A 23,823-nucleotide genomic window follows, 5' to 3' on the forward strand; every position below is an offset into this window, starting at 1 on the left:
TACAAATTTCAGTCGTAAATAATAATAAAAAGAAATAAACATGTCAGTACAAATTTCTGCATCAGATGTAAACAAATTGCGTCAACAAACTGGCGCTGGTATGATGGATTGTAAAAAAGCTTTAGTTGAGTCTAATGGTGACTTTGAAGCTGCTGTAGATTACTTGCGTAAAAAAGGCGCTAAAGTAGCTGCTAGCCGTCAAGATCGCGACTCTAACGAAGGTGTTATCATCGCTAAAGCGACTGCTGATGGTAAATCAGGTATCGTAGTTGAAGTTAACTGTGAAACTGACTTCGTAGCTAAAAACGCAGACTTCGTAGCTTTCGCTGAAAAAATTGCAGATCTTGCATTAAACAATAAACCTGCTTCTTTGGAAGAATTAAAAGGTTTGGAACTTGATGGCAAAAACATCGCTGATTCTTTAATCGAGCAAACTGGTGTAATTGGTGAGAAAATTGACGTTTCTAAATACGAAACTATCACTGCTGAAAAAGTTATAGCTTATATCCACGGGAACTACCGTCTAGGTGTATTAGTAGGTCTTTCTGCTGATGCAGCTGGTGCTGAAGAAGCTGGTAAAGATGTAGCAATGCAAATTGCTGCAATGAACCCAATTGCAATTGACAAAGATGGTGTTGATCAAAACACAATCGAGCGTGAAATTGCCATTGCTAAAGAACAAATCATCGCTGAAGGAAAACCAGCTGAAATGGCTGAGAAAATTGCTCAAGGTAAATTGAACAAATTCTTCAAAGATACAACTTTGTTAAATCAAGAATTCGTAAAAGATTCTTCTAAAAACATCGCTCAATTCTTAGACTCAGTTTCTAAAGGATTGACTGTAACTGCTTTCAAACGCGTACAATTAGGCGCATAAGCATACCTCCATTCCATTCAGAATGGAAATTTTAAAGCAGGAGCTATTCGATGAATAGCTCCTGCTTTTGTTTATATCTCTACCTCCATTTATTACTGAACTATTTTTATCCGCTCCCCCCTGGCTTTTATTTTATCCCAAATTTGTGTAACTTAAGGATACATAAAACTGGACAGCATATGGGTATGTTAAAGGAAAACGCGTTAAAAGGAAAACGAATTTTGATTACGGGTGGTGGTACAGGTCTAGGGAAAGCCATGACAGATTACTTTCTCGAGCTTGGCGCCTCTTGCCTGATCACAAGCCGCAAAGATGATGTTATACAACATACAGCAAACGAATTATCGGAAAAACATCAGGCAAAATGTCTTGCAGTAGCTGGAGACGTGCGAAATTATGAAGATGTGGAACGTGTCGTTTCCTATGGATATGAACATTTTGGGGGGATAGATATCCTCATAAACAATGCTGCTGGAAATTTTATCTCGCCTACCGAACGTTTAAGCCACCGAGCCTTCGAATCTGTTATTGGTATCGTGCTCCAAGGGAGTATAAACTATACCCTAGTGCTGGGCAAACGATGGATTGAGGCAAATGAACAGAATAAAGCTATACTCAGTATCGTCACAACCTATGCTTGGACCGGATCGGGATATGTTGTTCCTTCTGCAACTGCTAAAGCCGGAGTTCTTGCGCTAACCAGATCTCTAGCTGTAGAATGGGGAAAAAAAGGAATAAGGCTCAACGCTATAGCTCCTGGTCCATTCCAAACTTCGGGCGCCATGGAACGGTTACTCCCAGGCGAATTAGGAGAACTCCTCTCACCTACCAAACGTATCCCCTTGGGCCGCTTGGGCAAACTGGAGGAATTAGCTAACCTCGCGGCCTATCTGGTATCCGATTATGCGAGTTATATCAACGGAGATGTTATCACAATAGATGGCGGAGAGTGGCTCAAGGGAGCAGGTGAGTTCAATGGTTTGGATATTATTCCCGAAGATCAATGGGATTCTATTGAAAAGATGACCAGAAACGCAAAAAGCACCTAATAATGTTTTAAGGACGACAAATGATTTATACTTTATCGTGAATATGCAACTATAATCCGTTCAGATAGAAATCGAAAAAACGAGAGTCTTTAATCCATTTTTCTTAGGTTTGTAGTGGTTATTTTTTAATAGGATCTGTACATATGATGAATTTATCTTTCGAATCTCAAAAAATCAAACACAAACAAAAATTAGAATTAAACAAAACGGCGTTTGATTTTGCTTTAGTTTATATCTCCGCAGGCACACTCGTTTCGAAAGGAAATAACTTAAAATTTTCAAAAGAGAATTTACTTTTTTTGAATAAAGATTTCGAAACACTTGAGACCAAAAAGGATACAATCGCATTTGTACTCTATTTCTCAAACTCCTATTTTAAAGACCTGCACCTTATACAACAAAATTTCAGACTTTCTCACAATCCGGTTGATATCTTCAACTCGAAGACTTTATTAAATAAGAGTCTATCGCTTAAAAAGGAAAATAAAAAACTAATCGAGCGGGTAATATCTCTGATTCAACAATATGAGAGTGAAGATACAGCAGAATCAATTTTTATATTCCACCAGACAATGTCTCTCTTTGCTTTAGTCGAAAATATATTGAAGGATCTGGAGCTAGCTATTAACGAGTCATATGAAATGCCCCAAGAGATCGAGCAATATATACAGCAAAATATTTATTTCCCGGATAAATTACAAATCAGGTCAATCGCAGATCAGTTCCAAATTTCAGCAAATTATTTTGGGGCATTTTTTAAAAAAACATATTCAAAAAGCTATAAAGTATATATAGATGATATTCGTATCAAACTAGTTGAAGATAGATTAGCATCCAACAGATACACAATGAAACAAATTGTAGAAGAATTAGGATTTAATGATGAAAGCCACCTGACCAATTTCTATAAGAAGAAAAGAAATATTACACCTAGCTCTTATAAAAAAGCTAAAAATAGTGCTTAATTGTCAAGCTGTATTATACCATTAAGATCATGATTTAAGGAGCGTTGAATGGCCTCATCCAAAATAAGAATCTTTTTTCCTTGAAAGGTAGCTGCATCATCACTTTCAAAATTTGAGGTACTGGAATTTAAAGAATCCAATTTCATCGGGAAATAAATTGGGTTCTCGTCTTCAGCCCGACCAATGGTCAATAAAATATTGTAGCCTTGTAGGCGTAAACTCTGTAAAGTCTGATAATTTAAACGCTTGAAGATCATAATTCCTGTTTTAAAATAGAACAAATATATAATTACATTGTTTTACCGTTTTAACCATTTTTTGTATTTTTTTATCCTTCCAGAGGATATTCGAGCCCTTGATTTCCTAATACTTTTACCATAATCGTTTTGCTGAATAAATCCAAAACTTTTCTTTTCGGAAACTGTTTTACCAATGAATAACAAATGCATGATTATGTCAAAAAAAGAACGTAAAAATGGAAAGGTCGAGGAAGACTATACGGATATGGATCAGGACCTTGCTTTTAATAAGGAGCTTGACAGTTATGAAATGGACGTCGATGACAACGACCCAGACTATGATCACCCAGCTGACTATGATACAATAGCTGAGGGGGCAATTGATGATGATTCAACATACGATGATTCTAATCCATTTGTCGGAGATGAATATGCAACACAAGGTGAGCTCGAAGAAGAAGATCTAGATGAAGCTAACATGCGAATTGAAACTTTTGATCATGAGCGCCTATCCCCTTTAGACAAGAAATTAGCCGAGAACGAAGAAGATCTGAGAGATGACCTCGATGAAGAGGGATATCCTAAAAACGACAGATAGTTATCCAAAAATAATATAATTTTTTTGAGGGACCCCGAAGGTCCCTTCTTTTTTGATTCGAAAGAAATGTTCTTCTCGAGAATACAGTCTATAGACTTTTCAATAGGAACTATAACTCCAAATTTTTACGTAAGTTTACGTTGAAGATTATAATTATATGGAAAGTATATTACCGCTCATCCGGATTGTTGACCTAAAAAAATCATACGGAACAAAGGAGATATTAAAAGGAATCAACCTTGATATATTCCCAGGTCAAGTTATCGGATATATTGGCCCAAATGGTGCCGGCAAATCCACTACTGTTAAAATATTAACAGGGCTAATCGAAGATTTCACAGGCACTGTAGAAATTAATGGTATCAATATTCAAGAAGATCCACTTGCTGTAAAAGCATTATTGGGATATGTTCCCGAGAACGCAGAATTATACGAGGTCCTCACTCCCATGGAATACTTAAATTTTATAGGTAAACTATATGGCATGGAAGATAACACCATTCAGGAACGTTCTTTAAAATTGTTAACAGCTTTTGGTCTTGAATCTAATGTAAATAATAGGATGGATACCTTCTCGAAAGGAATGCGTCAAAAAGTACTTTTAATTTCAGGAATTATTCATAATCCCCAGATTATTGTTTTGGATGAACCATTATCCGGACTCGATGCCAATGCTGTTATCTTTGTCAAAGAACTTATTTCATTACTTGCAAAAGAAGGGAAAACAATTTTCTATTGTTCACATATGATGGACGTTGTTGAAAAAGTATCTGATCGGATTTTACTGATAAATCAGGGCAGCATCATTGCGGATGGAACAATTGAGGAACTAAAAACAGATCCTAACGAATCGTTGGAGCATATATTTGCTAAATTAACCAATACTGGCAACAGTGCATTAGACGCTTCCAATATCATTACTGCCATTCAATAACATGGAAAAATTTATCTTAAAATTTATCCTTCTTTTTCGTGGGGTTTGGAAAGGCTTGGGCATCAATTATGAACAGTTTAAGATCATCTTAGAAACCAAAGTAGTCTTAGAGAACAGAAAGCCGATTAGCTTTAGGAAACGTAGCTCAGGGAAATCCTCTTCTTCGTCATCGATTTTACAATTCTTATTGTATCTCATCTTTGGCCTGATATTCATGGCCATTGTTATTTCAATTCCAGATAGGTACTTAGCCGTTTCGATTATGCTACTCAGTTTCATTAGCATGTTAAGCATTACGTTGGTATCCGATTTTTCACCCATATTATTAGATACCCGGGATCAGTATATCATTATGCCTAGACCAGTTAATGACAAGACTTTAGCTATTTCCCGAATAACTTTTATTGCAATCAAGCTTTTTAATCAAGTAATTGCATTGACCTTACCTGTGCTTATTTATGTATTATTCAATTGGGATATCGTCTCCGTCTTTCTTTTATGCCTGCAGCTTATACTAAGCACTTTAATCGCGCTGATATTTGTTAATGGATTTTATCTGATCAGCATCAAATATCTCCCCATCCAAAAGTTTAAAGATGTAATTACTTATATACAGATCGGTCTCTCACTGGTTCTTTTTCTATCCTATTATGTTGGCCCAAATTTGATCCAATCTATTGTGGAATCCCATTTAACGATGGAACAGCTCAGATTTCTTTGGATATTCCCAAGTACCTGGATTGCATCATTCCAACCATTACTCTTTGGTAACCACAATGTACATTTGGTCATCTTATCAACACTGGGAATACTAACTCCCTTTGCTGGTATCTACGCTTGTACTAAGCTGTTTTCACGTGGATTTAATGCAAAAATAGCTGCACTGGCAAGTGCCGATAACCTTCCTAGTGAAAGTTCACAATTACCCCGAGATAATCCCGCCAAATTACCGCTATATAAAAGGATCTCTTCGAGCGTTTGCTCATCCCCTGTTGAAGAGGCTGGATTTGGCATTGTATGGCTGATAAGTTCTAAAACGAGAGAATTTAAGCAACAGCTATACCCTTCGTTGGCTTATCTACCTATTTATTTTGTCTTTTTATTTCTACGTACAGGAGATGATCTCCCCATAGCTGGCAAAATAGCGAAACTTCGGGATTCAGGCTTGTATATCATTATGTTTTATCTTTCGTTATTGACCATATTAACCGTTTTCCAGCTTATTACCCAAAGTAATAAATATAAAGCGGCCTGGGTCTACCATGTGACTCCGATACAAAAACCAGGACAACTGATGACTGGAGTTCTTAAAGCATGTCTTATTAAATATGTTTTACCGTTCAACATACTGTTTCTTTCTATCTGCGTACCACTATTTGGTCTCAGTTCTATTAATGATCTGCTATTATCTTCCGCAGTCGGCGGTATCGAAAGTATTCTGATTATGCTTTTTATTGTCAAAAACTATCCGTTCTCTAAGGCTAGTCAATCCAATTCAAAAGCAATAACTAATCTACTGATATTAGGTCTATTAGGTATTTTGGGATACTTACATAAAACAATTTTCCACTATGAAACTCTAATTTGGATCTTAGCCGGACTTGCATGGGGCGTGTTCTTTTTTATGCTGAAGTACTTACAGAGAGAAGACTGGAAAGGCTTAGCTTACGACGACAATTGATTAAGCAGATAAAAAAGCTCCATTAATGGAGCTTTTTTATCTAATTCGTGAAAATCTAAGCACAAAATATCTTCGCGCTTTACTTTTATCCGCTTATCTTTTATTTATCCGTCCTTTAAATCGACTAATACCATCCATCAGAACTTCTACGATTATTCTTCCTGAAGGTAAATGGCTCAGATCATAGTTTAAGACAGCTTGTTGAATGGATTTGTATTCATGTTTTTGCCACAAAACGCCATCAACCATAAAAAGCACAGTCATCTCACTTTGTTTATTGGACACTACGCTCAGTTGCGTCTTATCCACAACCGATCTGGGATAAAGTGAGAAGGCATATTGCGTTGAAATCGTGTTCATCTCTAGGCCGCGTTTAGCATTGAAACTAAACATTTCGCCATTTCCACAATCACTTTCAAAAGCATGAATAAGATTTCCTTTCAGATCGAAGATCCGTAAATGACCATCACCATTTTCAGGTTGAGCCCAAAACTGCAGTCCGTTACCTGCGGTATCAACCAAAGCGAGTGAGTGATTTCCCTCAGCAAGATGTAAAGTATCTCTATACATCGTTGCTGCAGCCAGTTGAGAGCCATTTTTACGAAAGACCGTATCCTGCTTTGCATTAATTAAAAATATACGATTATCCGCTGGTTTATTATTGGTCATAAACTCCAAAACAAAATCAGTCGGAAATTTCTGTAGCGCTGTAAAAACGCTTTGCGCCTTATTGTCTGCGGGCCATGCATCCGGCTTTCCATTAGGCTGAAGAAGTGACACCGTAAATACATTCTCCCGATCTTTTTCCTGTATTTCTCCGGGTAGGATAACTTCTGCAACTTGATTAAAAGGAAGATTACCTTTCCAATGGAAAGTTTTGACAGGAAATCCTTTCGTGCCATAAACAATTTCTAGGGATCGAATCGGGTCGGCGCCTAAATTTCTGAAAGAGATCCTAGGACCAGCACTCGCCGGATTTAATCTAGAGAAACGCTGTTCATCACTTGGAACCATTATTGACTCGACTGCAACATCTACTTTTCGTGTGGGGGCTGAATATTGAAACAAGTAAGCGGATATATTTTCGACAGCCTGTACATTATCTGTCGCTGTATAGGGTTCCATCTGTAAGGCAACTTGATGAGTACCGACTTTAGTAAATACATCAATAAAATCAGGCTGCTGTAAATCTCCAGGGCACCAATATGCGCGGTCATGTACCCAGGTACCGCCTTGTGGATAAAGTGGATTACCACCACATTTCTTCCACATATCACGTCTGTCTACAGTCTTTCCATCGAAGGTGAGTTCGCGCCATCGGCTACAGAATTCACTACAGCCACGTGGTTTATCCATACCATGCCCTGTATGCTGAATACGTATTCGGCTCAATGCTGCTCCCGGACTCGAGGTAAATGATATTGGTAGTAAATTTTCTGCTATCTTTTCGTTGACATCCCCATATTTATATGCTTTATTCCATAGCGCTGTTATTCCCAATGGGGTGACGACTGGTGGACCTGATAAAATTTCAAAATCTACAGTAAGTGCCCATCCTACAGTCTTGTCCTCAAAACCAGAATGAGTATAAACAATTTCCACGCTATCCCTTAAGAAAGGAGCAAAATCAGTTACATCGACCTGCCATTTCCAACTCCATCCTTTATTATAGATACTACCATAGGGCGTAAGCATTCTTCCTAATTCATAATTTAGCACAGCTCCATTTTTGCCTCCTTTACGACGCAATACGATGTGATCCAAATAATCCCAATGTGCTGTGCGCAAACTATCTGGGCTCCCAAGGGTAACAAACATAGTAACCTTTCTTACAGGATCGTTTTCTTTCGGAAATACCCCCCAAGCTGGATAGGAATTTTCGCCTTTCTGTGCATCACATTGAATGGTTTTCCGTTGATGAGTAACGACATGGCTTATTGTGCCTTCTTGTGCAAAAACATGATAGCAGATAAAAAAGTAGAATAGGGTTAGTATAGGTCTTATATTCATTATTTAAATATTATCCATAAAACAATACAAAGATAGATGTACTCTTGTCGGCGGCGAAAAAAAGGTAATGCGATAAAAAGGAAATACATACAATCATAAAAAAAGCATCAATCTTAACAGACTGATGCTTTTGGTAGCGGGGAGCAGAATCGAACTGCCGACCTTTGGGTTATGAATCCAACGCTCTAACCATCTGAGCTACCCCGCCGTTTCGGTATGCAAATATACCACTTCGTATGTCAATTCAAAAGATTTTTTTATTTTTTTACCAATTCTGACCTAATTAAAACTCGCATTAAACGCAACAAACTCATTTTTAACTCAATAAATTTATCATTGAAAAATAGAAACAGTAGTTGAAAAAATTGATAGTCCTAAAAACAACATGTTTATCAAAAAACAGGGGCAACTTTTTACAAAAAAACTTGCAATAACAAAATAAATATGTATTATTACAAATAATAAGTTGATGCAGTAAAAAGCAATTTTGGAAGAGATTTGTAGCGGGGAGCAGAATCGAACTGCCGACCTTTGGGTTATGAATCCAACGCTCTAACCATCTGAGCTACCCCGCCATTTTGGGAATGCAAATATAGCTTATTTTTGATTTAAACAAACTAAAATTTAAAAAAACATTTTTATGGCAGATAAAATAAAATTCCAACTAGAATATATCATCAACTCTTCACCTAGAATTTTATTTCCGTATTTGCAAGAACCAAACGAATTGGCACAATGGTTTGCAGATGATGTAAACTATAAAGACACCGTTTATACTTTCATTTGGGATGATGAACCTCACCGAGCAAAAATTGTAGCATCGAGAGAAAATAAATCTGTACGCTTTAAATGGCTCGATGATGATCCCTATTATTTCGATCTGGAGATCGATCAAGACGAGCTAACAAATGATGTTGCTCTTAAAATAACAGATTACGCTAAAGAAGAAGACCTTGAAAATAGAAAGCTAATTTGGAAAAATTCAATAGTCTATCTTCAAAGTGTTATAGGTGCATAAAAAAGCCTATCTTTGCAATATATTTCCACTAAGAGCTCCAGCTGGAGCTCTTAGTTGGGAGATGCCTTAATGTAAAGGCATCAATTTGCTTTGCGTCACGGATGAAAAAGGTTCATTTACTTATTCTTCAAGCTTTCATAAAACCATTTATTGTCACATTCTTTATTGTGATGTTTGTCTTATTGATGCTTTTCCTATTCAAGTACATTGATGATTTGATTGGAAAAGGATTCGAATGGTATACGATCATGGAGCTAATTGGATATCAATGCGTTGTTCAAATCCAAATGGCAATGCCTTTATCCATGCTCCTTTCCTCCATTATGACTTTCGGAAATCTGGGTGAAAGCTATGAATTAGTTGCAATCAAAGCTGCAGGCGTATCTTTACGTAAAGCGATGACCCCACTATTTATACTCGTTGCAATTTTCGCAACAAGTTCTTTTCTGTTCTCCGACTATATACTCCCGGTAGTGAACCTAAAAATGGGTACGCTACTTACTGATGTGCGTAATAAAAAAGCAGATTTCCTCATCAAACCCGGAATCTTCAACAACACCATTCCAGGTTACTCAATCCGTGCTAGGGGGAAAAACAAAGCAGGAACAATTCTCTATGACTTGATGATCTATGATCATCGTGGCGGTAATACAGCCAATAATGTACTTATGGCGAAAGAAGGGTATATCTATAACTCTCCTGACAACAATTATATGATCCTAAAACTTAAGGATGGTATCCGCTATGAGGAAGCACGGACTAAAAATTCCAAAACCTACGATCCACGTCAGCAATTTACGCGATTTAAGTTCAAGGAAACAGAGCAAAAGTTTGATATGGGAAGTTTTCAACAAGGTAAAACGGATGAAAATCTCTTCAAGAGCCACCATGCCATGTTAAACCTGAAACAGTTAGACATGTACATTGATTCCAACCATATTAAGATAGACAGTATGGGAAAAGCCATCGTCCGTACATTAGACACCCGATATAATATCTATTCGAAATATTTTAGTGCGAATCAACCTGGACAGCCAAAGGTCAAAGAAGCTAAGATCAAACCTTTTAAAAATTTGCTTAGCGATCTGGTTCCCCAAGAACAACGGGCACAGATCACCATGAATGCGTTAAACCAGTTGAATTATTTAAAGGAAGATCTAAATGGACGTACACTAGAGTTTAAAGATTACAAGTCGAAAGATATACGCTATCGGATTGAATGGCATCGCAAGTTTACCCTAGCTGTCTCCTGTCTTTTATTATTTGCAATCGGAGCTCCACTAGGAGCCATTATCAGAAAGGGAGGACTCGGTCTTCCGGTCGTGATGGCCATCATTTTCTTTCTAATCTATCACATTATCTCTACAGTAGCAGAAAAAACAGCGAAAGATGGTGCGATCTCATCGGCTGTTGGTATGTGGATGGCCATTATTGTCTTAACACCATTAGCTGCTTTTCTAACATACAAGTCGACGACTGATTCTGCCTTATTTGATATTGATCAATATAAATTAAAAGTAGAAGCCGCTTGGAAATGGATTAAGGAAAAGCTTGCAAAAAAGAATAAATTAAAAGAATCACATTAGATTGTGACAACGCTATTATAAATAAATTTAGATTCTACACTAACTTTGTACCAATTACAATATATCAATAAATGGATTTCAAATTAAACACGATCGAAGAAGCGATCGCTGATATACAAGCAGGAAAAGTAGTAATCGTCGTGGATGACGAAGATCGCGAAAATGAAGGAGACTTTGTCACTGCGGCCCGCAATGCAACTCCCGAAATCATCAACTTTATGGCGACTCACGGTCGTGGACTAGTATGTGCCCCAATTACAAAAGAAAGAGCAGATGCATTACACCTCGACTTAATGGTGGGACAGAATACAGCTGTATATGAAACGAACTTTACAGTTTCCATTGACTTACAGGGATATGGTTGTACGACCGGTATTTCTGCGTCAGACCGTTCGAAAACAATTAAAGCAATGATCGATCCTAATATTCATTATGAAGAATTAGGTAGACCAGGACATATTTTCCCACTCATAGCGAAAGATGGTGGTGTATTACGTCGTACAGGACACACTGAAGCTACAGTTGACCTCGCTCGATTAGCAGGATTTGAGCCAGCGGGTGTATTGGTTGAGATTCTAAAAGAAGATGGTGAAATGGCCAGACTTCCGGAACTCATGGAAGTTGCTAAAAAATTTGACTTAAAGATCGTTAGTATTGAAGATCTAATTGAATACCGTCTTAAGCACGACTCTTTAATCAATGAAGAAGTCACGGTTAATATGCCAACGCAATATGGTGATTTTAAAATGAAAGCCTTTACACAAAAGGACACTGGCGAACAACATTTAGCGCTTTATAAAGGCGAGTGGAATGAAGATGAACCTATTTTAGTACGGGTGCACAGCTCTTGTGTTACGGGTGATATTTTTGGTTCTTGCCGTTGTGACTGTGGTCCTCAATTGCACAAAGCTATGGAAATGATCCAGCAAGAGGGTAAAGGTGTTATTGTCTATATGAATCAAGAAGGTCGCGGTATTGGACTGATCAATAAGCTACATGCTTACAAATTACAAGAAAATGGTTTGGATACGGTAGACGCCAATGTGCAGTTAGGGTTCAAGGCAGATTTAAGAGACTACGGTGTAGGAGCCCAGATTCTTAGAAATCTTGGTGTCACAAAAATGCGTCTTATGTCAAATAATCCGACAAAACGTGCTGGCCTAGTAGGTTATGGTCTCGAAATCGTAGAAAATGTACCTATTGAAATAACGGCAAATCCCTTTAATGAAGAGTACTTAAAAACTAAAAGGGATCGTATGGGACATACAATCATGAAAAATCTATAAAATACAAGATAAAAAAAGAAGCGGTGTTTTTGGATAAAAGACACCGCTTCTTTTTTATTATAACGGACTAATTTTTGGTCCTAAGGAAACATCCCTATTTATGATCTTGGAATGGCAGTACTTTCAATAAATAAAAGTAACTTTATTAAATGGATCAACAAGGGAAACATATCATCTTCTTCGATGGTGATTGCTTGATTTGTAATCGCTTTGTTCAGATACTATTAAGAATAGATCGCAAAAACAAATTCCTATTCAGCTCGCTACAGTCTGAATTCGCACAAAACGCACTAAAAAATATTCCGAAAAACATTGACTCCATAGTCTATCTATCTCAGACAGGAAGTTACATCAAAAGTGAGGCTATCCTAAGAATCTGTAAAAAGCTCGGATTTCCCTACATTACATGTTATTTACTGAAGATTTTGCCACTTTCGTGGAGAGATGCGCTTTATGATTATTTTGCTAAAAACCGCTATCGATGGTTTGGAAAAAATGAGTTTTGTACGATACCTTCAAAATCTGAGCGAGAAAGATTCATTTGAACAAACAGCAATCATATTGAAGTGAAGTTCAGCTCAGAAATCTTCTAATTATACTTGTGACAATTAAATTTACATCGATGAAAAATACACTTTTAATTGACAGTGCCTATATCAATGGGAAATTTATCAAGTCAAAACACACCTTTGATGTGGTAAACCCTGCAACAGGAAAAGTTATTGCTTCGTTGCCAGATCTAAAAGTAGTTGACTGTACCAAAGCCATAATTGATGCTGACAAGGCATGGAAAAGCTGGAAAAACACAACTGTACTGGAACGTTGCAACATCGTCCGCAAGTGGTACGATCTTATTCAATACTATAAAGACGATCTTGCGGAAATCATGACCCTGGAAAGCGGTAAACCGCTAAGCGAATCGAGGGTAGAGGTTGACTACGGTAGTTCTTTCGTAGAATGGTTTTCAGAAGAAGGAAAAAGGGCCTATGGTGAAACAATACCCGCCCATAAAAAAGGAAGTAGAATGATAACGATTAGGCAAGGTGTAGGTGTCGTAGCCGCAATTACGCCCTGGAATTTTCCTTTAGCGATGATCACCCGAAAAGTGGCTCCCGCTTTAGTCGCTGGCTGTACTGTGATACTTAAACCAGCCTCACAAACACCATTATCGGCTATTGCATTAGTTAAACTCGCTGAAGACGCAGGTGTCCCGAAGGGTGTTTTCAATGTCATCACAGGAAAAGATAGTGCCGGTATCGGCAAAGAACTAGCTACGAACAACCTTGTAAGAAAACTGTCCTTCACAGGCTCCACCGAAGTTGGAAAAACGCTTATTGAACAATCAGCCTCTAACATTAAAAAGGTATCTATGGAGCTTGGTGGTAACGCCCCCTTTCTGGTTTTTAACGATGCGGATATTGATGCTGCTGTCGAAGGAGCGCTTGCCGGAAAATTTAGAAACTCAGGGCAAACTTGCGTTTCCATCAATAGGTTTCTAATCCAAGAAGATGTCTATGATGAATTTTCGATGAAACTTAGCCATGCTGTCAGTAAATTGAAAGTTGGTAATGGCCTTGACAAAGGCATTCAGGTAGGCCCCTTAATCAATGCAAAAGGGCTAGAAAAAGTACAGCATCATGTACAAGACGCATTAAATCATGGTGCCGAATTGGCTACTGGAGGAAAGGTCATCAAAGATCTATTTTTCCAGCCAACTGTGCTGACCAACGTTCCGAAAGAAGCGCTTATATTCCGCGAGGAGACTTTTGGTCCGATTTGCGCCCTTTTCAGTTTCAAAACAGAAGAAGAGGGAATAGCAATGGCCAATACGACTGAATTTGGACTAGCATCCTATTTTTATAGTACAAATATAAATCGCTGTTTTCGTGTCGCTGAACAGCTAGAAGCTGGCATGGTAGGTGTCAATACAGGCCTTATTTCAAATGCAGCAGCTCCTTTTGGTGGAGTAAAACAATCTGGTGTAGGTCGTGAAGGATCTAAACACGGTTTGGATGAATATATGGAATTAAAATATATCTGCTTTGGCGGTGAATAAAAAAAGGAGCATTTTGCTCCTTTTATTTTTTTAAAAAATCCACCAGCTTTTCCCTTGTTGAACTGAACGATAAAGCGTCTCCTACTTTCTCATAATTCTGTTTATCCACACAGGTTGGATAAGCATATTTGGCAAAGGCCAGTTTATTATCATCTCGTATAAAAAGTTCCATTAAATCAACAATTTCACTAACACTTAGGCGTATACTTTTTAATTCCTGAGCAGCTACAGCAAGTCTATCCTGATCGTTTTCCTTCTGATTTAATAGATCATTCAATCGATTAGAATTCGTCTTATTCATTCCTCCGGCATCAGACTGATCATTATCTTCATTTCCAGCATATCCTCCTTGATTCGCTATACCATCACGATAAACCTTAGAGTCTCCTCCTGACTGCCTATATTGATCATTATTCCATCCATTATGATATCCCCCACGATTATTGTTTGGCAAATCGTCACGATCTTCTGATTGTCTATATCGATCATTACCTTGTTCATTACTATATTCATCCCGGTTATTATACGGTAAATCCTCACGATAATTACCATTGTTATACCGATCAACAGGATTCATGGATTCCAAGATAATCCCCCTATTTCCGCGTCTACTACTGACAGAAAAAACAACGTTCATATATTGTCCATTTCTATTGACAAGTTGCACACCGCTACCCTTCAATGTACGTTGTTGTCTATCAGCAAACACAATACGCAAATCATAACGACGACTCGTCAAATTAGATACCCTAATATCCGTGGAAGCCCTATTGTTATACAAAACGTTGTTGATATAAAGAAAAAATGGAACATCTGTAGAATAGATATTTAATGCCCCGCCAAAAGGTCTGTATCGCTGCGCAAACCCAGCCGTTGCGACAATAAGCAACAAGACCATAACCAAAATTTTCCTGTACATAATCCGATTAAATTTATTATCCTTCGACTACACAGAATAAAAAAGGATTAAGAAACCAAAGAATTTAACATTTTGTTATGCTTTCTTGTTCCGGTACTTCTTATAAAGTTTTACGGCCATCATTAAAGCAATGGATAAAATTAAGAGCCCCAAAACGCCAAATATCCAGTTCAGTGCCGATTTTAAGACAACAGTAAAAACAATCGCAAATAATAAAACTGTTGCGACTTCATTAAACAAACGGAGATTTGTTGAAGTTAATTTGGATTCTTGACGACTCAATTTAAACATAATTTTCTGGCAGGTAAAATGATAGATAATCATTCCCAGAACGAATGTCAGTTTTACATGCATCCACCCCATGGATAATAAACCAGGGGAATAGCATAACATAACTAGTGCAGAAAAGACAGTGATGTACATCGCAGGAGTAGTAATAACCCACCACAGTAATTTCTCCATCTTACTGAATTCTTTATGCAAAACATCAAACGCTTCTTGACTCTTGTCCTTAGCTTCTGTATGATATATAAAGAGTCGAGGCATATAAAACAGACCCGACATCCAACAAATCACAAAGATAATATGAACTGCTTTTGCATATAAATAGACCATGGTTACAAAAATAAGAAAAGTTAATAGCATTCAATACGTCCAAACATCAATTGCGCAAATCTTACATCCAATATACAATAGTGCTATATCAACAGAAATAGATTAAATATAAGTCAAACAAAAACGACCTGCCACAGGCAAGTCGTTTTTGTTTTTGAAGTGGGTAGCAAACTAATACCTAAATTCTTTTACAACCTCGATGGCATATTTTACATTATCAAAAGGAATATCTGGCATAATACCATGCCCCAAGTTAAAGATAAAACCATTTTCACCTCTCATACGCTCAAATAGTTCGATGATCTTCTTTTTGATAACAGGTTTATCTGCATACAAAACAAATGGATCCAAATTCCCCTGGACAGCAATACCCTGTGGCAGAGATTGTTTAATATTTTTCAAATCTGCATTCCAATCGATAGAAACAACATCAGGTTGCGCTTCAACCATCATTGGTGCAAAAACAGAAGATCCTTTACAAAAGGAAATGACAGGAATATCTTTACGATTTAACTTAGCGATAATCTGCTTATTATAATAATGGGAAAAATCCCGGTAATCATTCCATGATAAGGCCAAGGCCCAGCTATCAAATAATTGAATTGCATTTACTCCAGCTGCGATCTGCATGTTAAGATATTCAACCGTTACATCTGCGATCTTTTGAAGGATCAGATGTGCCAACTCAGGCTGATTATTCAACATCAACTTCGTTAACTTAAAATCTTTCGAAGATCCACCTTCAACCAAATAACTTAAAATTGTAAATGGTGCTCCCGCAAAACCAATCAAAGGGATACGGTTGTCAAGACGTTGTTGAATGACCTTGATTGCATCAGCAACATACTGTAATTTATCCAAACAGTTGGTAGACAAAGCTTCAGCATCCTTTACAGAACGAACAGGATTAGAAAAACGAGGACCTACACCTTGTTCAAAGGACAGATCCCCTCCCATAGCTTCAGCTGTAACTAAAATATCAGAAAATAAAATAGCTGCATCAATGCCTAGCAAATCTACCGGAAGCATAGTGACATCCGCAGCAATTTCTGGTGTTTTGCACATCTCCAGAAAGGAATATTTATTTTTGATATCCCAATATTCCTTCATAAAGCGTCCAGCTTGACGCATCATCCACACAGGAGGTCTTTCCGTTTGCTGCGAGAATGCAGCTTTAATCAATAAGTCGTTTTGTAAAGTAGTACTCACTATAAATGTTTTGAAATTTCGTTTTCTATTTTTGTAATAATGCTGTTCTGTCTAGCCGTCAGATGTAACTTATTGGCAACATCTGTATAAGCTTTCGCTCTTTCATAATCCAACTTTCGCAGCGCTATATTTGCCAGATTGATCATCACCATCCCCTTTTCGTTATCTTTCTTCCAAGGCAGACGTGAAGCTAACTGAAAATGATATTCGGCCTCATCGACACGTTCCTCTTTAAGCGCAATATTTCCCATCATAAATTCATAGAAATTGCGTCTGCCTTTACGAAGTGCATCCGGATTCTTGATCTCTGCTAACAAGTTTTTTGTCTTTTCATAATCTTGCCGATGAAAAGCCTGCGTTGCCAAAAAAACGGAGCCTTCTCTAAAATGACTCCAAATCAAGTAGCCTATTCCACCTGCAATCAGCACAGCAGTTTGATAATGCCCTTGGTATAAGCCATAGCCCAATAATAATGCAGCAATAAAAATAACGGCTATTCTAGCCCTGATTGTCATCATCTCTTTCTACCTATGCGTTATTGTCGGTAAACTTATAACCAACACCTCTGATAGAATGGAAATAAATCGGATGCTTTTGATCTGGTTCGAAATATTTTCGGAAGGTTAAGATAAAATTGTCGATGGTACGTGTAGATGGGTAAACATCGTAATTCCATACGGTCTCCAATATTTGTTCCCGGGATACAGCCTCATTACGTCGTTCAATCAACAGTTTCAACAGCATGGTTTCCTTCTTTGTCAACGAAGTGATCGTGCCATCCGCATGATGTAGCTCATACGAATTAAAATAGATCGTTTTATCACCGATTTGGTAAGAATTTAGTTCTTTCAAATCGTCCGGTTTCATGCCACGACGCACCAAATTTCCAACACGAAGGATCAATTCCTCTAAGTTGAAAGGTTTTACCAGATAATCATCCGCCCCTTTCTTAAGACCTGTAATTCTATCCTCACTGCTGTTTTTAGCAGTTAAAAACATGATAGGAACCTCAGTGTTTTGCAGTCGAATAGTTTCAGCCACCTGGAATCCATCAATTTCGGGAATCATCACATCCAAAACCACCAAGTTGAAACGTTCCTCCTTGAAGACTTTTAATGCTTTTTTTCCATCGGTAGCCGTAGTAACACGGTAACCTTCCATTTCGAGATTCAACTTGATAGCTTCTAACAAGTGTTCTTCATCTTCGACAAGTAATATTCTTTGTTTACTTTGCATTTCTTTCAAATGTTACTTCAAAAATACTCCCTTTAGGAGTGTTATCTTTAACTTTTATGATCGCGTCGTGCTTCTGCAATACGGTTTTCACGATATATAACCCCAAACCTGTACCTTTGGTTTTTCGTGTTGCCTCACTTCCCACGCGATAAAACTTATTAAAGATAAGTTTTTTCTCTTCATCACTGATACCGATACCATGGTCAGCAACAGAAAAAATTATTTTATTATTCTCCGTGTATAATTTCACATCCACCATAGCACATGCCGGCGAATACTTAATCGCATTTTCTATTAGATTAGTAACCACATTACTAATCGCAAACTTATCTGCATGAATAATGATATCCGCCTCCAAATAAGGTTTCAAGACTTGTGAACTACAGGAATTCTTTTGAAGCCTATCTACAACCTGTTCGACCAAAGCAGTAAAATTAAAATCCTCCTTCGGCATACTGTAATTTCGGCTGTCCAACTTGGTTGTCATCAATACATTTTCCACCAGATCATCCAAACGCTCGATATCCTTCAGCGAGTTTCTCAAGAACGTTTGTTGTTGCTCTTTGTCAAGATCACGCCTCAAAATAGTTTGAATATACAATTTGACGGAAGCCAATGGCGATTTAAGTTCATGCGTAATAGCCAAAAGAAAGTTCTGCTGTTGTTGAAGCAGTTTCTGCTCCCTTTCAACCAGCCGCTTCAACCGCCATGCACCCCACAAGAAAATAATCAAGAAGAATATTCCCTCTCCTATGATCATGTTCTTTTTACTCGGATCAAAACGGATAAACATCACGCCCCACCATATCAGTTGCATAACCGCATAGAACAATAGAAAATAAAAGAGTAACAGCGCTTTCTTCATGTGACAAAAATAGGTATTCACCCATGTATTCGGAAATATCCGAAGGATTATGACACAAAGAAGAAAATTAACCGATTCGCAATAAGACTAAAATCACCAAACAGTCATATAAACCATCGGCCCCCCTGTATCAGTAAAAGTAACCTTTAATTTCATCACTAGATAACCTAACTGACTTGGAATTTCAGGTTAATTTGTTTTAATTTTGCATATGTTTAATCACGAGAAAAAAGACATTTTCTTCGACCTAGATCATACAATATGGGATTTTGATAAAAATGCCGAAGAAAGTCTGCACGAGCTATATTTTAAATACAAGTTTGATCACTTGTTTAATCAAGAATCATCCACTCGTTTTATAGAAACTTATACAGTTAACAATCATCGACTTTGGGGACTCTATCATCACGGAAAGATTTCAAAACCAGAACTTAGGAAAGCTCGCTTTGCAGACACCTTTACCGAGCTCGGGGTGGATCCGGAGTTGTTTCCTGAAGAATTCGAACTGGAGTATCTCGCTATCTGTCCAAAAAAAACAAACCTGTTTCCCCATGCACATGAAACCTTGGCTTATCTGGGTGACAGATACAATCTTCACCTAATATCTAATGGTTTTAAAGAGGCCTGTGAGACCAAATTGGAAAAGAGCAACCTAAACAAATACTTCAAACATATTTTTATTTCCGAGGTCATCGGTGTGAATAAACCGGATCCCCGAATATTTGAGTTTGCTATGACGACTGCTCAAGCGCAGCCCCAACAATCATTGATGATCGGAGATAACCTTGACGCCGACATCCGTGGAGCCGTAAATGTAGGCATGGACGCCATTTTCTTTAACCCAAATGTTATTGAAAAACCAGACGATGTATCACATATGATTATCGACTTAAAAGAATTACAATCGATACTATAGAAAATAGAAAAAGCAGCTTTAAGCTGCTTTTTCTATTTTAGAACCTTAACGGTAATATTCTTAAACCATACATCATTTCCATGATCCTGAAGACCGATAAGTCCCGATTTGCTATCGCCACCCACATGGCTCAACAATTCAAAAGCCAAAGGCCATTTTTCCTCACTGAATTTACTTTTTTGCAATAAATCAATCCAGGACTTATCCCATAATGTATATTCAACAACCTTTACACCATTTTGAAAATGCTCTACCTTGCCATTGTTTACCCTGATCTTAACTTTATTCCACTCGCCATATGGCTTACCATTCTGAGGCTTAGCAGGTATCATATCGTACAATGATGTCGATTTACGGTTTCCATCTACCCCCATTTTAGCATCAGGATGGTTCTCATTGTCCAAAACCTGACATTCTGGAGACGAGATATAAATCGGTTGTCCTTCCACTTCCTTCGCTAAAAAGAAGATACCTGAATTTGCTCCTTTAGCAACTTTCCATTCCATCTCCAATTCGAAATTCTTGAAATCATGAGCAAAGACCAAGTCACCACCTTCTTCTTTACCAACATTGGCTTGACTATCAAATTTGATCGCTCCCTCATTAATCACCCATCTTTTTGGAACTACTGTCTTATCATATCCTCTCCAGCCTTCCATGGAAGTACCATCAAAAATAACATAGGCGCCAGCTTTATTCTTTTTAAATTTCTTGATATCTACGCGAGGTAAATCTAAGATTTTGTAAGCAGGAACCTCTTTTTTTGCTTGTGCTACGGCAGTATTAAGATGTGCTGAAAAAGCGATCACCGATACCGCAAGAACTGTTTTTAATAACTTCATTCTTTTTAGTTTTAGGTTTGTTTTAAAATTAAATTTAAGCATTTGAGTGTATAAAGAGGAATATTTTTTAATATTCCTCTCCGCCTCCCATTTCATTTGTATTCGACACTTTCTTCTTTGATTTGTTTAAATCCTGGCTACCAAACCGATAGGAAAGTGATAAAGTTACCATCCTCTTCATCCAACGGTGCTCAAAATTTGATATAAGTTGAGTGGTCTCTGTCACACCATTCATTTTTCGCGAATTAAATACATCTCTCGCATTCAACATAATCGAAGCTTTCTTCTTGAACACATCTTTTTTCAAGGCTAGATCCACACCTTTCATGGCATTCATCTGCCCCTGAGCCATTACACGCGAAGAATTATATTCGCCTCTTATTTGAGCAGAAAACGTTGGTGTAAAACGATAATTAGCGGTCAGATTAGCATTATAAGCGAAATCCTTTCGTTCTGTAATATCGTAGTCTGGGTTTGCATTATACTGAATGTGGATCAAATTGAGATTAAATGTAAAGTCAAAATCCTTCGTTGCGTTGACTTTTGAAATAAACTCAAAACCCGAAAGATTACGACTGGTCATATTCTCCCATCTACTGTATGTTCTCCCATCCTCTATCTTGTAAACAAATGGCTGAATAACCTCACTTGCGTGATTGAAATAGGCAGAAGATATGAGGTTTACTTTACCAAAGGTTTTGGCAAAGCTCATTTCCAAACTGTGTACATCTTCCGGTTTCAGATTCGGATTTCCCTGACGATAATTCAAATCATCGGATACGTTTAAAAAGGGGTTAACTTGCCAACCACGAGCCCGTTGAACACGACGCGAGTAGCTAAATTGAACTTTATCTCCGTTTTCACCGACATCGTAGGTTAAAAACAGTGTTGGATATAACCTGAAAAATTTCTGCTTAGCATTGGACTCCGTTTCCACTGCAGCTGGATCCTTGGAGAAATAGGTGGACTTGAGTTCAAATTGCTCTCCCCGGAGTCCGATTTGATAGCCAATTTTATCTGTTAATTTATTTTGATAATTCGCATAAATCGCATGGACAGTACTCGTGAAATCAAAATCGTTGCTGATTCTATAATCCGGCACATAATTACCTAAAGAATCGAGTGATCTGGAAAATTGGGTATCAAATGACTTTCTGATTTGAGACCTGTAGCCTGCCTCGAATTTGCTTACCTCGGAGAAAGGTAAAACATAATCCAATTGAAGATTGATATTCTTGCCATCCTCAGACGTAACATTCTTCCGTGAGGTGGCCTTCCGTCCATCGGTATAATTTTGAGAAAAATCATTTGTACCATCTTCCTTGTCTCGCCCATAACTGGCATTCCCCGTCAACTCCTCTCCTTCTCGCTTAAATTGATGTCTAAAGTCGGCGTTTAATTCATAACCCAGATCGTCTTCAAATTGTGTTGAATTTCGAACACTCGTTCCTGTCATCTGCGATTGCTTAAAGAACTCGTAATTCAAATCTTCTATTCGCTTGTTATCACGTATACTTAAATTACCCGAAAAACTCAATGAAGTACGGTCTGACATATTATAATCAAACCCAGCTTTTACCGTATGGCTATTGCCCTTTCTTGACGATTCGGATTCGCTATAATTACGCGTGCTATCACCAAAAAACGTGTTGTCCGTTTTCCCACTTCCCAACATGTTTCGTTTATTGAAGTTATAGGATCCGAAGTAATTGAATTTCCGATCACGATAATTCAATGTTATACCGGCCATATAATTATCATAAGAACCAGCGGATGTATTTATCGATCCGTTCAGCCCTGTTCGAATATTTTTCTTTAAAACGATATTGATAATCCCAGTTTGGCCCTCTGCATCATATTTAGAGGATGGATTTGTGATGACTTCAACTTTTTCAATTGAATTGGCTGGTAGACTCTGAAGCAAAGAAGTTACATCATTTCCTGCTAAAGCAGACTCCCGGCCGTCGATTAAAATCTTCACACTACTTGATCCACGCAAACTGACCGATCCATCCTGATCAACTTGCAAAGTGGGAACATTCGCAAGCACATCGGTCGCTGTTCCACCCGCGCTGACCAAACTCTCACCTACATTGAAGGTTTTACGGTCTATACCAATTTGCATGGCTGGAGCTCTTCCTTCAATAACGACTTCGTTCAACATATTACCTGTAGACTTCAAAGCAATTCGACCTAAGTCCTTGCTTTTATTCCCTAATATCTCTATACTATCAATAGTTTGTGTCTCGTAGCCAACATAAGTGATACGGACATTATATTTTCCAGGTTTAATATCAGACAACAAAAGGAATCCTTGGGATACAGACTGTCCGCCCTTAACAAAGACTTTACTATGGGCGTCAAAGAGCGCGACACTAGCCGATGAAATAGGTTTAGAGGTTTCGCTATCGACTAAAATAGCTTTGATTTGACCTGTTTGAGCAAAAAGGACAACAGGTAAAAAGAATACAAATAAGAAAGATTTAAACGATTTAGCGTAAAAAAACATGCTTCAGCTTAGTTTATAAGTTATAGTGCAAAGAAAACTAAAACTTACAGACAAAATTGAAGCGTAACCACATTATTACGGTAACAAAAGAATAGCAAATTACTCCACAGAAACAGTCAATCCCTCGGCTTTCAGAATTTTACGATAGATCTCCATCTCCGTATAAGTACCCTCCAGTACAGCACATTTCCCCTCAGTATGTACTTTCCAGGCAATCTTCTCAGCTTGCTTCTCGGTATATTGTAAATGATAGATGAGACAATGAATCACATGTTCAAACGTATTGGTTTCATCATTCCACAAAATGAGGCGATTAGACTCTTTCACAGAGGCTAATATCTCTTCTAACGTAAAGGTTTCTTCAGCAGTTTGGGTACCCATGCTGCAAAAATAGAATATTTTTTTCTAAATTA

General features: G+C 37.8%; 23 protein-coding genes and 2 tRNA genes. 12 read left to right on the top strand and 13 right to left on the bottom strand.

Annotation, left to right across the window (positions count from 1 at the left end; translation table 11 throughout):
• Positions 1-40 precede the first annotated feature (40 nt).
• From tsf to ACLCDV_RS22205, 3 genes are all read left to right on the top strand, one after another.
• Positions 41-877: a translation elongation factor Ts gene (gene tsf / locus ACLCDV_RS22195; RefSeq protein WP_075994150.1), complete on the top strand. Its 837-nt coding sequence runs from the start codon at positions 41-43 to the stop codon at positions 875-877.
• A 185-nt stretch (positions 878-1,062) separates the two neighbouring features.
• Positions 1,063-1,926 carry an SDR family oxidoreductase gene (locus ACLCDV_RS22200; protein ID WP_411973955.1) on the top strand — a complete coding sequence of 288 codons (864 nt, stop codon included), beginning with the start codon at positions 1,063-1,065 and terminating at the stop codon, positions 1,924-1,926.
• Between the two features lie 143 nt (positions 1,927-2,069).
• Entirely contained in the window at positions 2,070-2,891 is an 822-nt protein-coding gene (locus ACLCDV_RS22205; RefSeq protein WP_317669574.1) for an AraC family transcriptional regulator, read from the top strand.
• On the opposite strand, the gene ACLCDV_RS22210 is transcribed toward ACLCDV_RS22205, so the two are convergent.
• Entirely contained in the window at positions 2,888-3,148 is a 261-nt protein-coding gene (locus ACLCDV_RS22210; RefSeq protein ID WP_201667237.1) for a hypothetical protein, read from the bottom strand. The genes ACLCDV_RS22205 and ACLCDV_RS22210 overlap by 4 nt on opposite strands.
• A 196-nt stretch (positions 3,149-3,344) precedes the next feature.
• Here ACLCDV_RS22210 and ACLCDV_RS22215 point away from each other — a divergent pair, with 196 nt between their 5' ends.
• The 3 genes from ACLCDV_RS22215 (at position 3,345) to ACLCDV_RS22225 (ending at position 6,343) form a co-directional block, all read left to right on the top strand.
• The gene (locus ACLCDV_RS22215) at positions 3,345-3,728 is read left to right on the top strand and encodes a hypothetical protein (protein WP_317669573.1); all 384 of its coding nucleotides are present in this window, start codon (positions 3,345-3,347) and stop codon (positions 3,726-3,728) included.
• A gap of 157 nt (positions 3,729-3,885) precedes the next feature.
• A complete protein-coding gene (locus tag ACLCDV_RS22220) occupies positions 3,886-4,662 on the top strand; it encodes an ABC transporter ATP-binding protein (protein ID WP_317669572.1) in 777 nt (258 codons plus the stop codon).
• Position 4,663: 1 nt separating this feature from the next.
• A complete protein-coding gene (locus tag ACLCDV_RS22225; RefSeq protein ID WP_411972252.1) occupies positions 4,664-6,343 on the top strand; it encodes a hypothetical protein in 1,680 nt (559 codons plus the stop codon).
• Positions 6,344-6,436: 93 nt separating this feature from the next.
• On the opposite strand, the gene ACLCDV_RS22230 is transcribed toward ACLCDV_RS22225, so the two are convergent.
• The 3 genes from ACLCDV_RS22230 to ACLCDV_RS22240 all read right to left on the bottom strand — a co-directional run bounded on the left by ACLCDV_RS22230 (position 6,437) and on the right by ACLCDV_RS22240 (position 8,928).
• Positions 6,437-8,353: a peptide-N-glycosidase F-related protein gene (locus ACLCDV_RS22230; protein WP_411972253.1), complete on the bottom strand. Its 1,917-nt coding sequence runs from the start codon at positions 8,351-8,353 to the stop codon at positions 6,437-6,439.
• Positions 8,354-8,484: 131 nt separating this feature from the next.
• Positions 8,485-8,561: transfer RNA gene (locus ACLCDV_RS22235), tRNA-Met, on the bottom strand.
• A 293-nt stretch (positions 8,562-8,854) separates the two neighbouring features.
• Positions 8,855-8,928, bottom strand: a tRNA-Met gene (locus tag ACLCDV_RS22240).
• Positions 8,929-8,993: 65 nt separating this feature from the next.
• On the opposite strand from ACLCDV_RS22240, the gene ACLCDV_RS22245 reads away from it, so the two are divergent.
• The 5 genes from ACLCDV_RS22245 to ACLCDV_RS22265 all read left to right on the top strand — a co-directional run bounded on the left by ACLCDV_RS22245 (position 8,994) and on the right by ACLCDV_RS22265 (position 14,299).
• Entirely contained in the window at positions 8,994-9,371 is a 378-nt protein-coding gene (locus ACLCDV_RS22245) for an START-like domain-containing protein (RefSeq protein WP_046671984.1), read from the top strand.
• 101 nt (positions 9,372-9,472) lie between these two features.
• Positions 9,473-10,957, top strand: coding sequence for an LptF/LptG family permease (locus tag ACLCDV_RS22250; protein ID WP_317669569.1), 1,485 nt, complete (start codon positions 9,473-9,475; stop codon positions 10,955-10,957).
• A 71-nt stretch (positions 10,958-11,028) separates the two neighbouring features.
• The gene (locus ACLCDV_RS22255) at positions 11,029-12,243 is read left to right on the top strand and encodes a bifunctional 3,4-dihydroxy-2-butanone-4-phosphate synthase/GTP cyclohydrolase II (RefSeq protein WP_317669568.1); all 1,215 of its coding nucleotides are present in this window, start codon (positions 11,029-11,031) and stop codon (positions 12,241-12,243) included.
• 149 nt (positions 12,244-12,392) lie between these two features.
• Positions 12,393-12,788: a thiol-disulfide oxidoreductase DCC family protein gene (locus tag ACLCDV_RS22260; protein WP_411972254.1), complete on the top strand. Its 396-nt coding sequence runs from the start codon at positions 12,393-12,395 to the stop codon at positions 12,786-12,788.
• A gap of 77 nt (positions 12,789-12,865) precedes the next feature.
• Positions 12,866-14,299, top strand: a complete 1,434-nt coding sequence (locus ACLCDV_RS22265; RefSeq protein ID WP_411972255.1) for an NAD-dependent succinate-semialdehyde dehydrogenase — start codon at positions 12,866-12,868, stop codon at positions 14,297-14,299.
• A gap of 22 nt (positions 14,300-14,321) precedes the next feature.
• On the opposite strand, the gene ACLCDV_RS22270 is transcribed toward ACLCDV_RS22265, so the two are convergent.
• The 6 genes from ACLCDV_RS22270 to ACLCDV_RS22295 form a co-directional block, all read right to left on the bottom strand.
• Positions 14,322-15,218: a DUF4476 domain-containing protein gene (locus ACLCDV_RS22270; protein ID WP_411972256.1), complete on the bottom strand. Its 897-nt coding sequence runs from the start codon at positions 15,216-15,218 to the stop codon at positions 14,322-14,324.
• A gap of 75 nt (positions 15,219-15,293) precedes the next feature.
• The gene (locus ACLCDV_RS22275; protein ID WP_312352403.1) at positions 15,294-15,863 is read right to left on the bottom strand and encodes a CopD family protein; all 570 of its coding nucleotides are present in this window, start codon (positions 15,861-15,863) and stop codon (positions 15,294-15,296) included.
• Positions 15,864-16,004: 141 nt separating this feature from the next.
• Positions 16,005-17,042 (bottom strand): uroporphyrinogen decarboxylase, encoded by a 1,038-nt coding sequence (gene hemE, locus ACLCDV_RS22280; protein WP_333577660.1) that lies wholly within the window; start codon positions 17,040-17,042, stop codon positions 16,005-16,007.
• Positions 17,042-17,560 carry a hypothetical protein gene (locus ACLCDV_RS22285; protein ID WP_317669564.1) on the bottom strand — a complete coding sequence of 173 codons (519 nt, stop codon included), beginning with the start codon at positions 17,558-17,560 and terminating at the stop codon, positions 17,042-17,044. Before ACLCDV_RS22285 ends, hemE begins: the two co-directional genes overlap by 1 nt.
• A 10-nt stretch (positions 17,561-17,570) precedes the next feature.
• Complete coding sequence (locus tag ACLCDV_RS22290) at positions 17,571-18,278, bottom strand: response regulator transcription factor (RefSeq protein ID WP_070563139.1); 708 nt, start codon at positions 18,276-18,278, stop codon at positions 17,571-17,573.
• Positions 18,268-19,143: a sensor histidine kinase gene (locus ACLCDV_RS22295; RefSeq protein ID WP_075994163.1), complete on the bottom strand. Its 876-nt coding sequence runs from the start codon at positions 19,141-19,143 to the stop codon at positions 18,268-18,270. The genes ACLCDV_RS22290 and ACLCDV_RS22295 overlap by 11 nt, the downstream gene beginning before the upstream one ends.
• A 211-nt stretch (positions 19,144-19,354) precedes the next feature.
• Here ACLCDV_RS22295 and ACLCDV_RS22300 point away from each other — a divergent pair, with 211 nt between their 5' ends.
• Complete coding sequence (locus ACLCDV_RS22300; protein ID WP_317669562.1) at positions 19,355-20,059, top strand: YjjG family noncanonical pyrimidine nucleotidase; 705 nt, start codon at positions 19,355-19,357, stop codon at positions 20,057-20,059.
• A 32-nt stretch (positions 20,060-20,091) separates the two neighbouring features.
• On the opposite strand, the gene ACLCDV_RS22305 is transcribed toward ACLCDV_RS22300, so the two are convergent.
• The 3 genes from ACLCDV_RS22305 to ACLCDV_RS22315 all read right to left on the bottom strand — a co-directional run bounded on the left by ACLCDV_RS22305 (position 20,092) and on the right by ACLCDV_RS22315 (position 23,791).
• Entirely contained in the window at positions 20,092-20,901 is an 810-nt protein-coding gene (locus ACLCDV_RS22305) for a DUF1080 domain-containing protein (protein ID WP_083663849.1), read from the bottom strand.
• Positions 20,902-20,968: 67 nt separating this feature from the next.
• On the bottom strand, positions 20,969-23,410 hold the full coding sequence (locus ACLCDV_RS22310; RefSeq protein ID WP_411972257.1) for a TonB-dependent receptor domain-containing protein: 2,442 nt from the start codon (positions 23,408-23,410) through the stop codon (positions 20,969-20,971).
• 99 nt (positions 23,411-23,509) lie between these two features.
• Positions 23,510-23,791 (bottom strand): ATP-dependent Clp protease adaptor ClpS, encoded by a 282-nt coding sequence (locus tag ACLCDV_RS22315; RefSeq protein ID WP_046671971.1) that lies wholly within the window; start codon positions 23,789-23,791, stop codon positions 23,510-23,512.
• Positions 23,792-23,823 lie beyond the last annotated feature (32 nt).

The sequence above is a fragment of the Sphingobacterium sp. Lzh-3 genome (genome assembly GCF_046764375.1).
GTDB lineage: Bacteria > Bacteroidota > Bacteroidia > Sphingobacteriales > Sphingobacteriaceae > Sphingobacterium.

What these genes read in the sequence shown, in the direction of transcription:
- tsf (WP_075994150.1), top strand. Translation starts at nt 41, where the DNA reads ATGTCAGTACAAATTTCTGCATCAGATGTAAACAAATTGCGTCAACAA.
- ACLCDV_RS22200 (WP_411973955.1), top strand. Translation starts at nt 1,063, where the DNA reads ATGTTAAAGGAAAACGCGTTAAAAGGAAAACGAATTTTGATTACGGGT.
- ACLCDV_RS22205 (WP_317669574.1), top strand. Translation starts at nt 2,070, where the DNA reads ATGATGAATTTATCTTTCGAATCTCAAAAAATCAAACACAAACAAAAA.
- ACLCDV_RS22210 (WP_201667237.1), bottom strand. Translation starts at nt 3,148, where the DNA reads ATGATCTTCAAGCGTTTAAATTATCAGACTTTACAGAGTTTACGCCTA.
- ACLCDV_RS22215 (WP_317669573.1), top strand. Translation starts at nt 3,345, where the DNA reads ATGTCAAAAAAAGAACGTAAAAATGGAAAGGTCGAGGAAGACTATACG.
- ACLCDV_RS22220 (WP_317669572.1), top strand. Translation starts at nt 3,886, where the DNA reads ATGGAAAGTATATTACCGCTCATCCGGATTGTTGACCTAAAAAAATCA.
- ACLCDV_RS22225 (WP_411972252.1), top strand. Translation starts at nt 4,664, where the DNA reads ATGGAAAAATTTATCTTAAAATTTATCCTTCTTTTTCGTGGGGTTTGG.
- ACLCDV_RS22230 (WP_411972253.1), bottom strand. Translation starts at nt 8,353, where the DNA reads ATGAATATAAGACCTATACTAACCCTATTCTACTTTTTTATCTGCTAT.
- ACLCDV_RS22245 (WP_046671984.1), top strand. Translation starts at nt 8,994, where the DNA reads ATGGCAGATAAAATAAAATTCCAACTAGAATATATCATCAACTCTTCA.
- ACLCDV_RS22250 (WP_317669569.1), top strand. Translation starts at nt 9,473, where the DNA reads ATGAAAAAGGTTCATTTACTTATTCTTCAAGCTTTCATAAAACCATTT.
- ACLCDV_RS22255 (WP_317669568.1), top strand. Translation starts at nt 11,029, where the DNA reads ATGGATTTCAAATTAAACACGATCGAAGAAGCGATCGCTGATATACAA.
- ACLCDV_RS22260 (WP_411972254.1), top strand. Translation starts at nt 12,393, where the DNA reads ATGGATCAACAAGGGAAACATATCATCTTCTTCGATGGTGATTGCTTG.
- ACLCDV_RS22265 (WP_411972255.1), top strand. Translation starts at nt 12,866, where the DNA reads ATGAAAAATACACTTTTAATTGACAGTGCCTATATCAATGGGAAATTT.
- ACLCDV_RS22270 (WP_411972256.1), bottom strand. Translation starts at nt 15,218, where the DNA reads ATGTACAGGAAAATTTTGGTTATGGTCTTGTTGCTTATTGTCGCAACG.
- ACLCDV_RS22275 (WP_312352403.1), bottom strand. Translation starts at nt 15,863, where the DNA reads ATGCTATTAACTTTTCTTATTTTTGTAACCATGGTCTATTTATATGCA.
- ACLCDV_RS22285 (WP_317669564.1), bottom strand. Translation starts at nt 17,560, where the DNA reads ATGATGACAATCAGGGCTAGAATAGCCGTTATTTTTATTGCTGCATTA.
- ACLCDV_RS22290 (WP_070563139.1), bottom strand. Translation starts at nt 18,278, where the DNA reads ATGCAAAGTAAACAAAGAATATTACTTGTCGAAGATGAAGAACACTTG.
- ACLCDV_RS22295 (WP_075994163.1), bottom strand. Translation starts at nt 19,143, where the DNA reads ATGAAGAAAGCGCTGTTACTCTTTTATTTTCTATTGTTCTATGCGGTT.
- ACLCDV_RS22300 (WP_317669562.1), top strand. Translation starts at nt 19,355, where the DNA reads ATGTTTAATCACGAGAAAAAAGACATTTTCTTCGACCTAGATCATACA.
- ACLCDV_RS22305 (WP_083663849.1), bottom strand. Translation starts at nt 20,901, where the DNA reads ATGAAGTTATTAAAAACAGTTCTTGCGGTATCGGTGATCGCTTTTTCA.
- ACLCDV_RS22310 (WP_411972257.1), bottom strand. Translation starts at nt 23,410, where the DNA reads ATGTTTTTTTACGCTAAATCGTTTAAATCTTTCTTATTTGTATTCTTT.
- ACLCDV_RS22315 (WP_046671971.1), bottom strand. Translation starts at nt 23,791, where the DNA reads ATGGGTACCCAAACTGCTGAAGAAACCTTTACGTTAGAAGAGATATTA.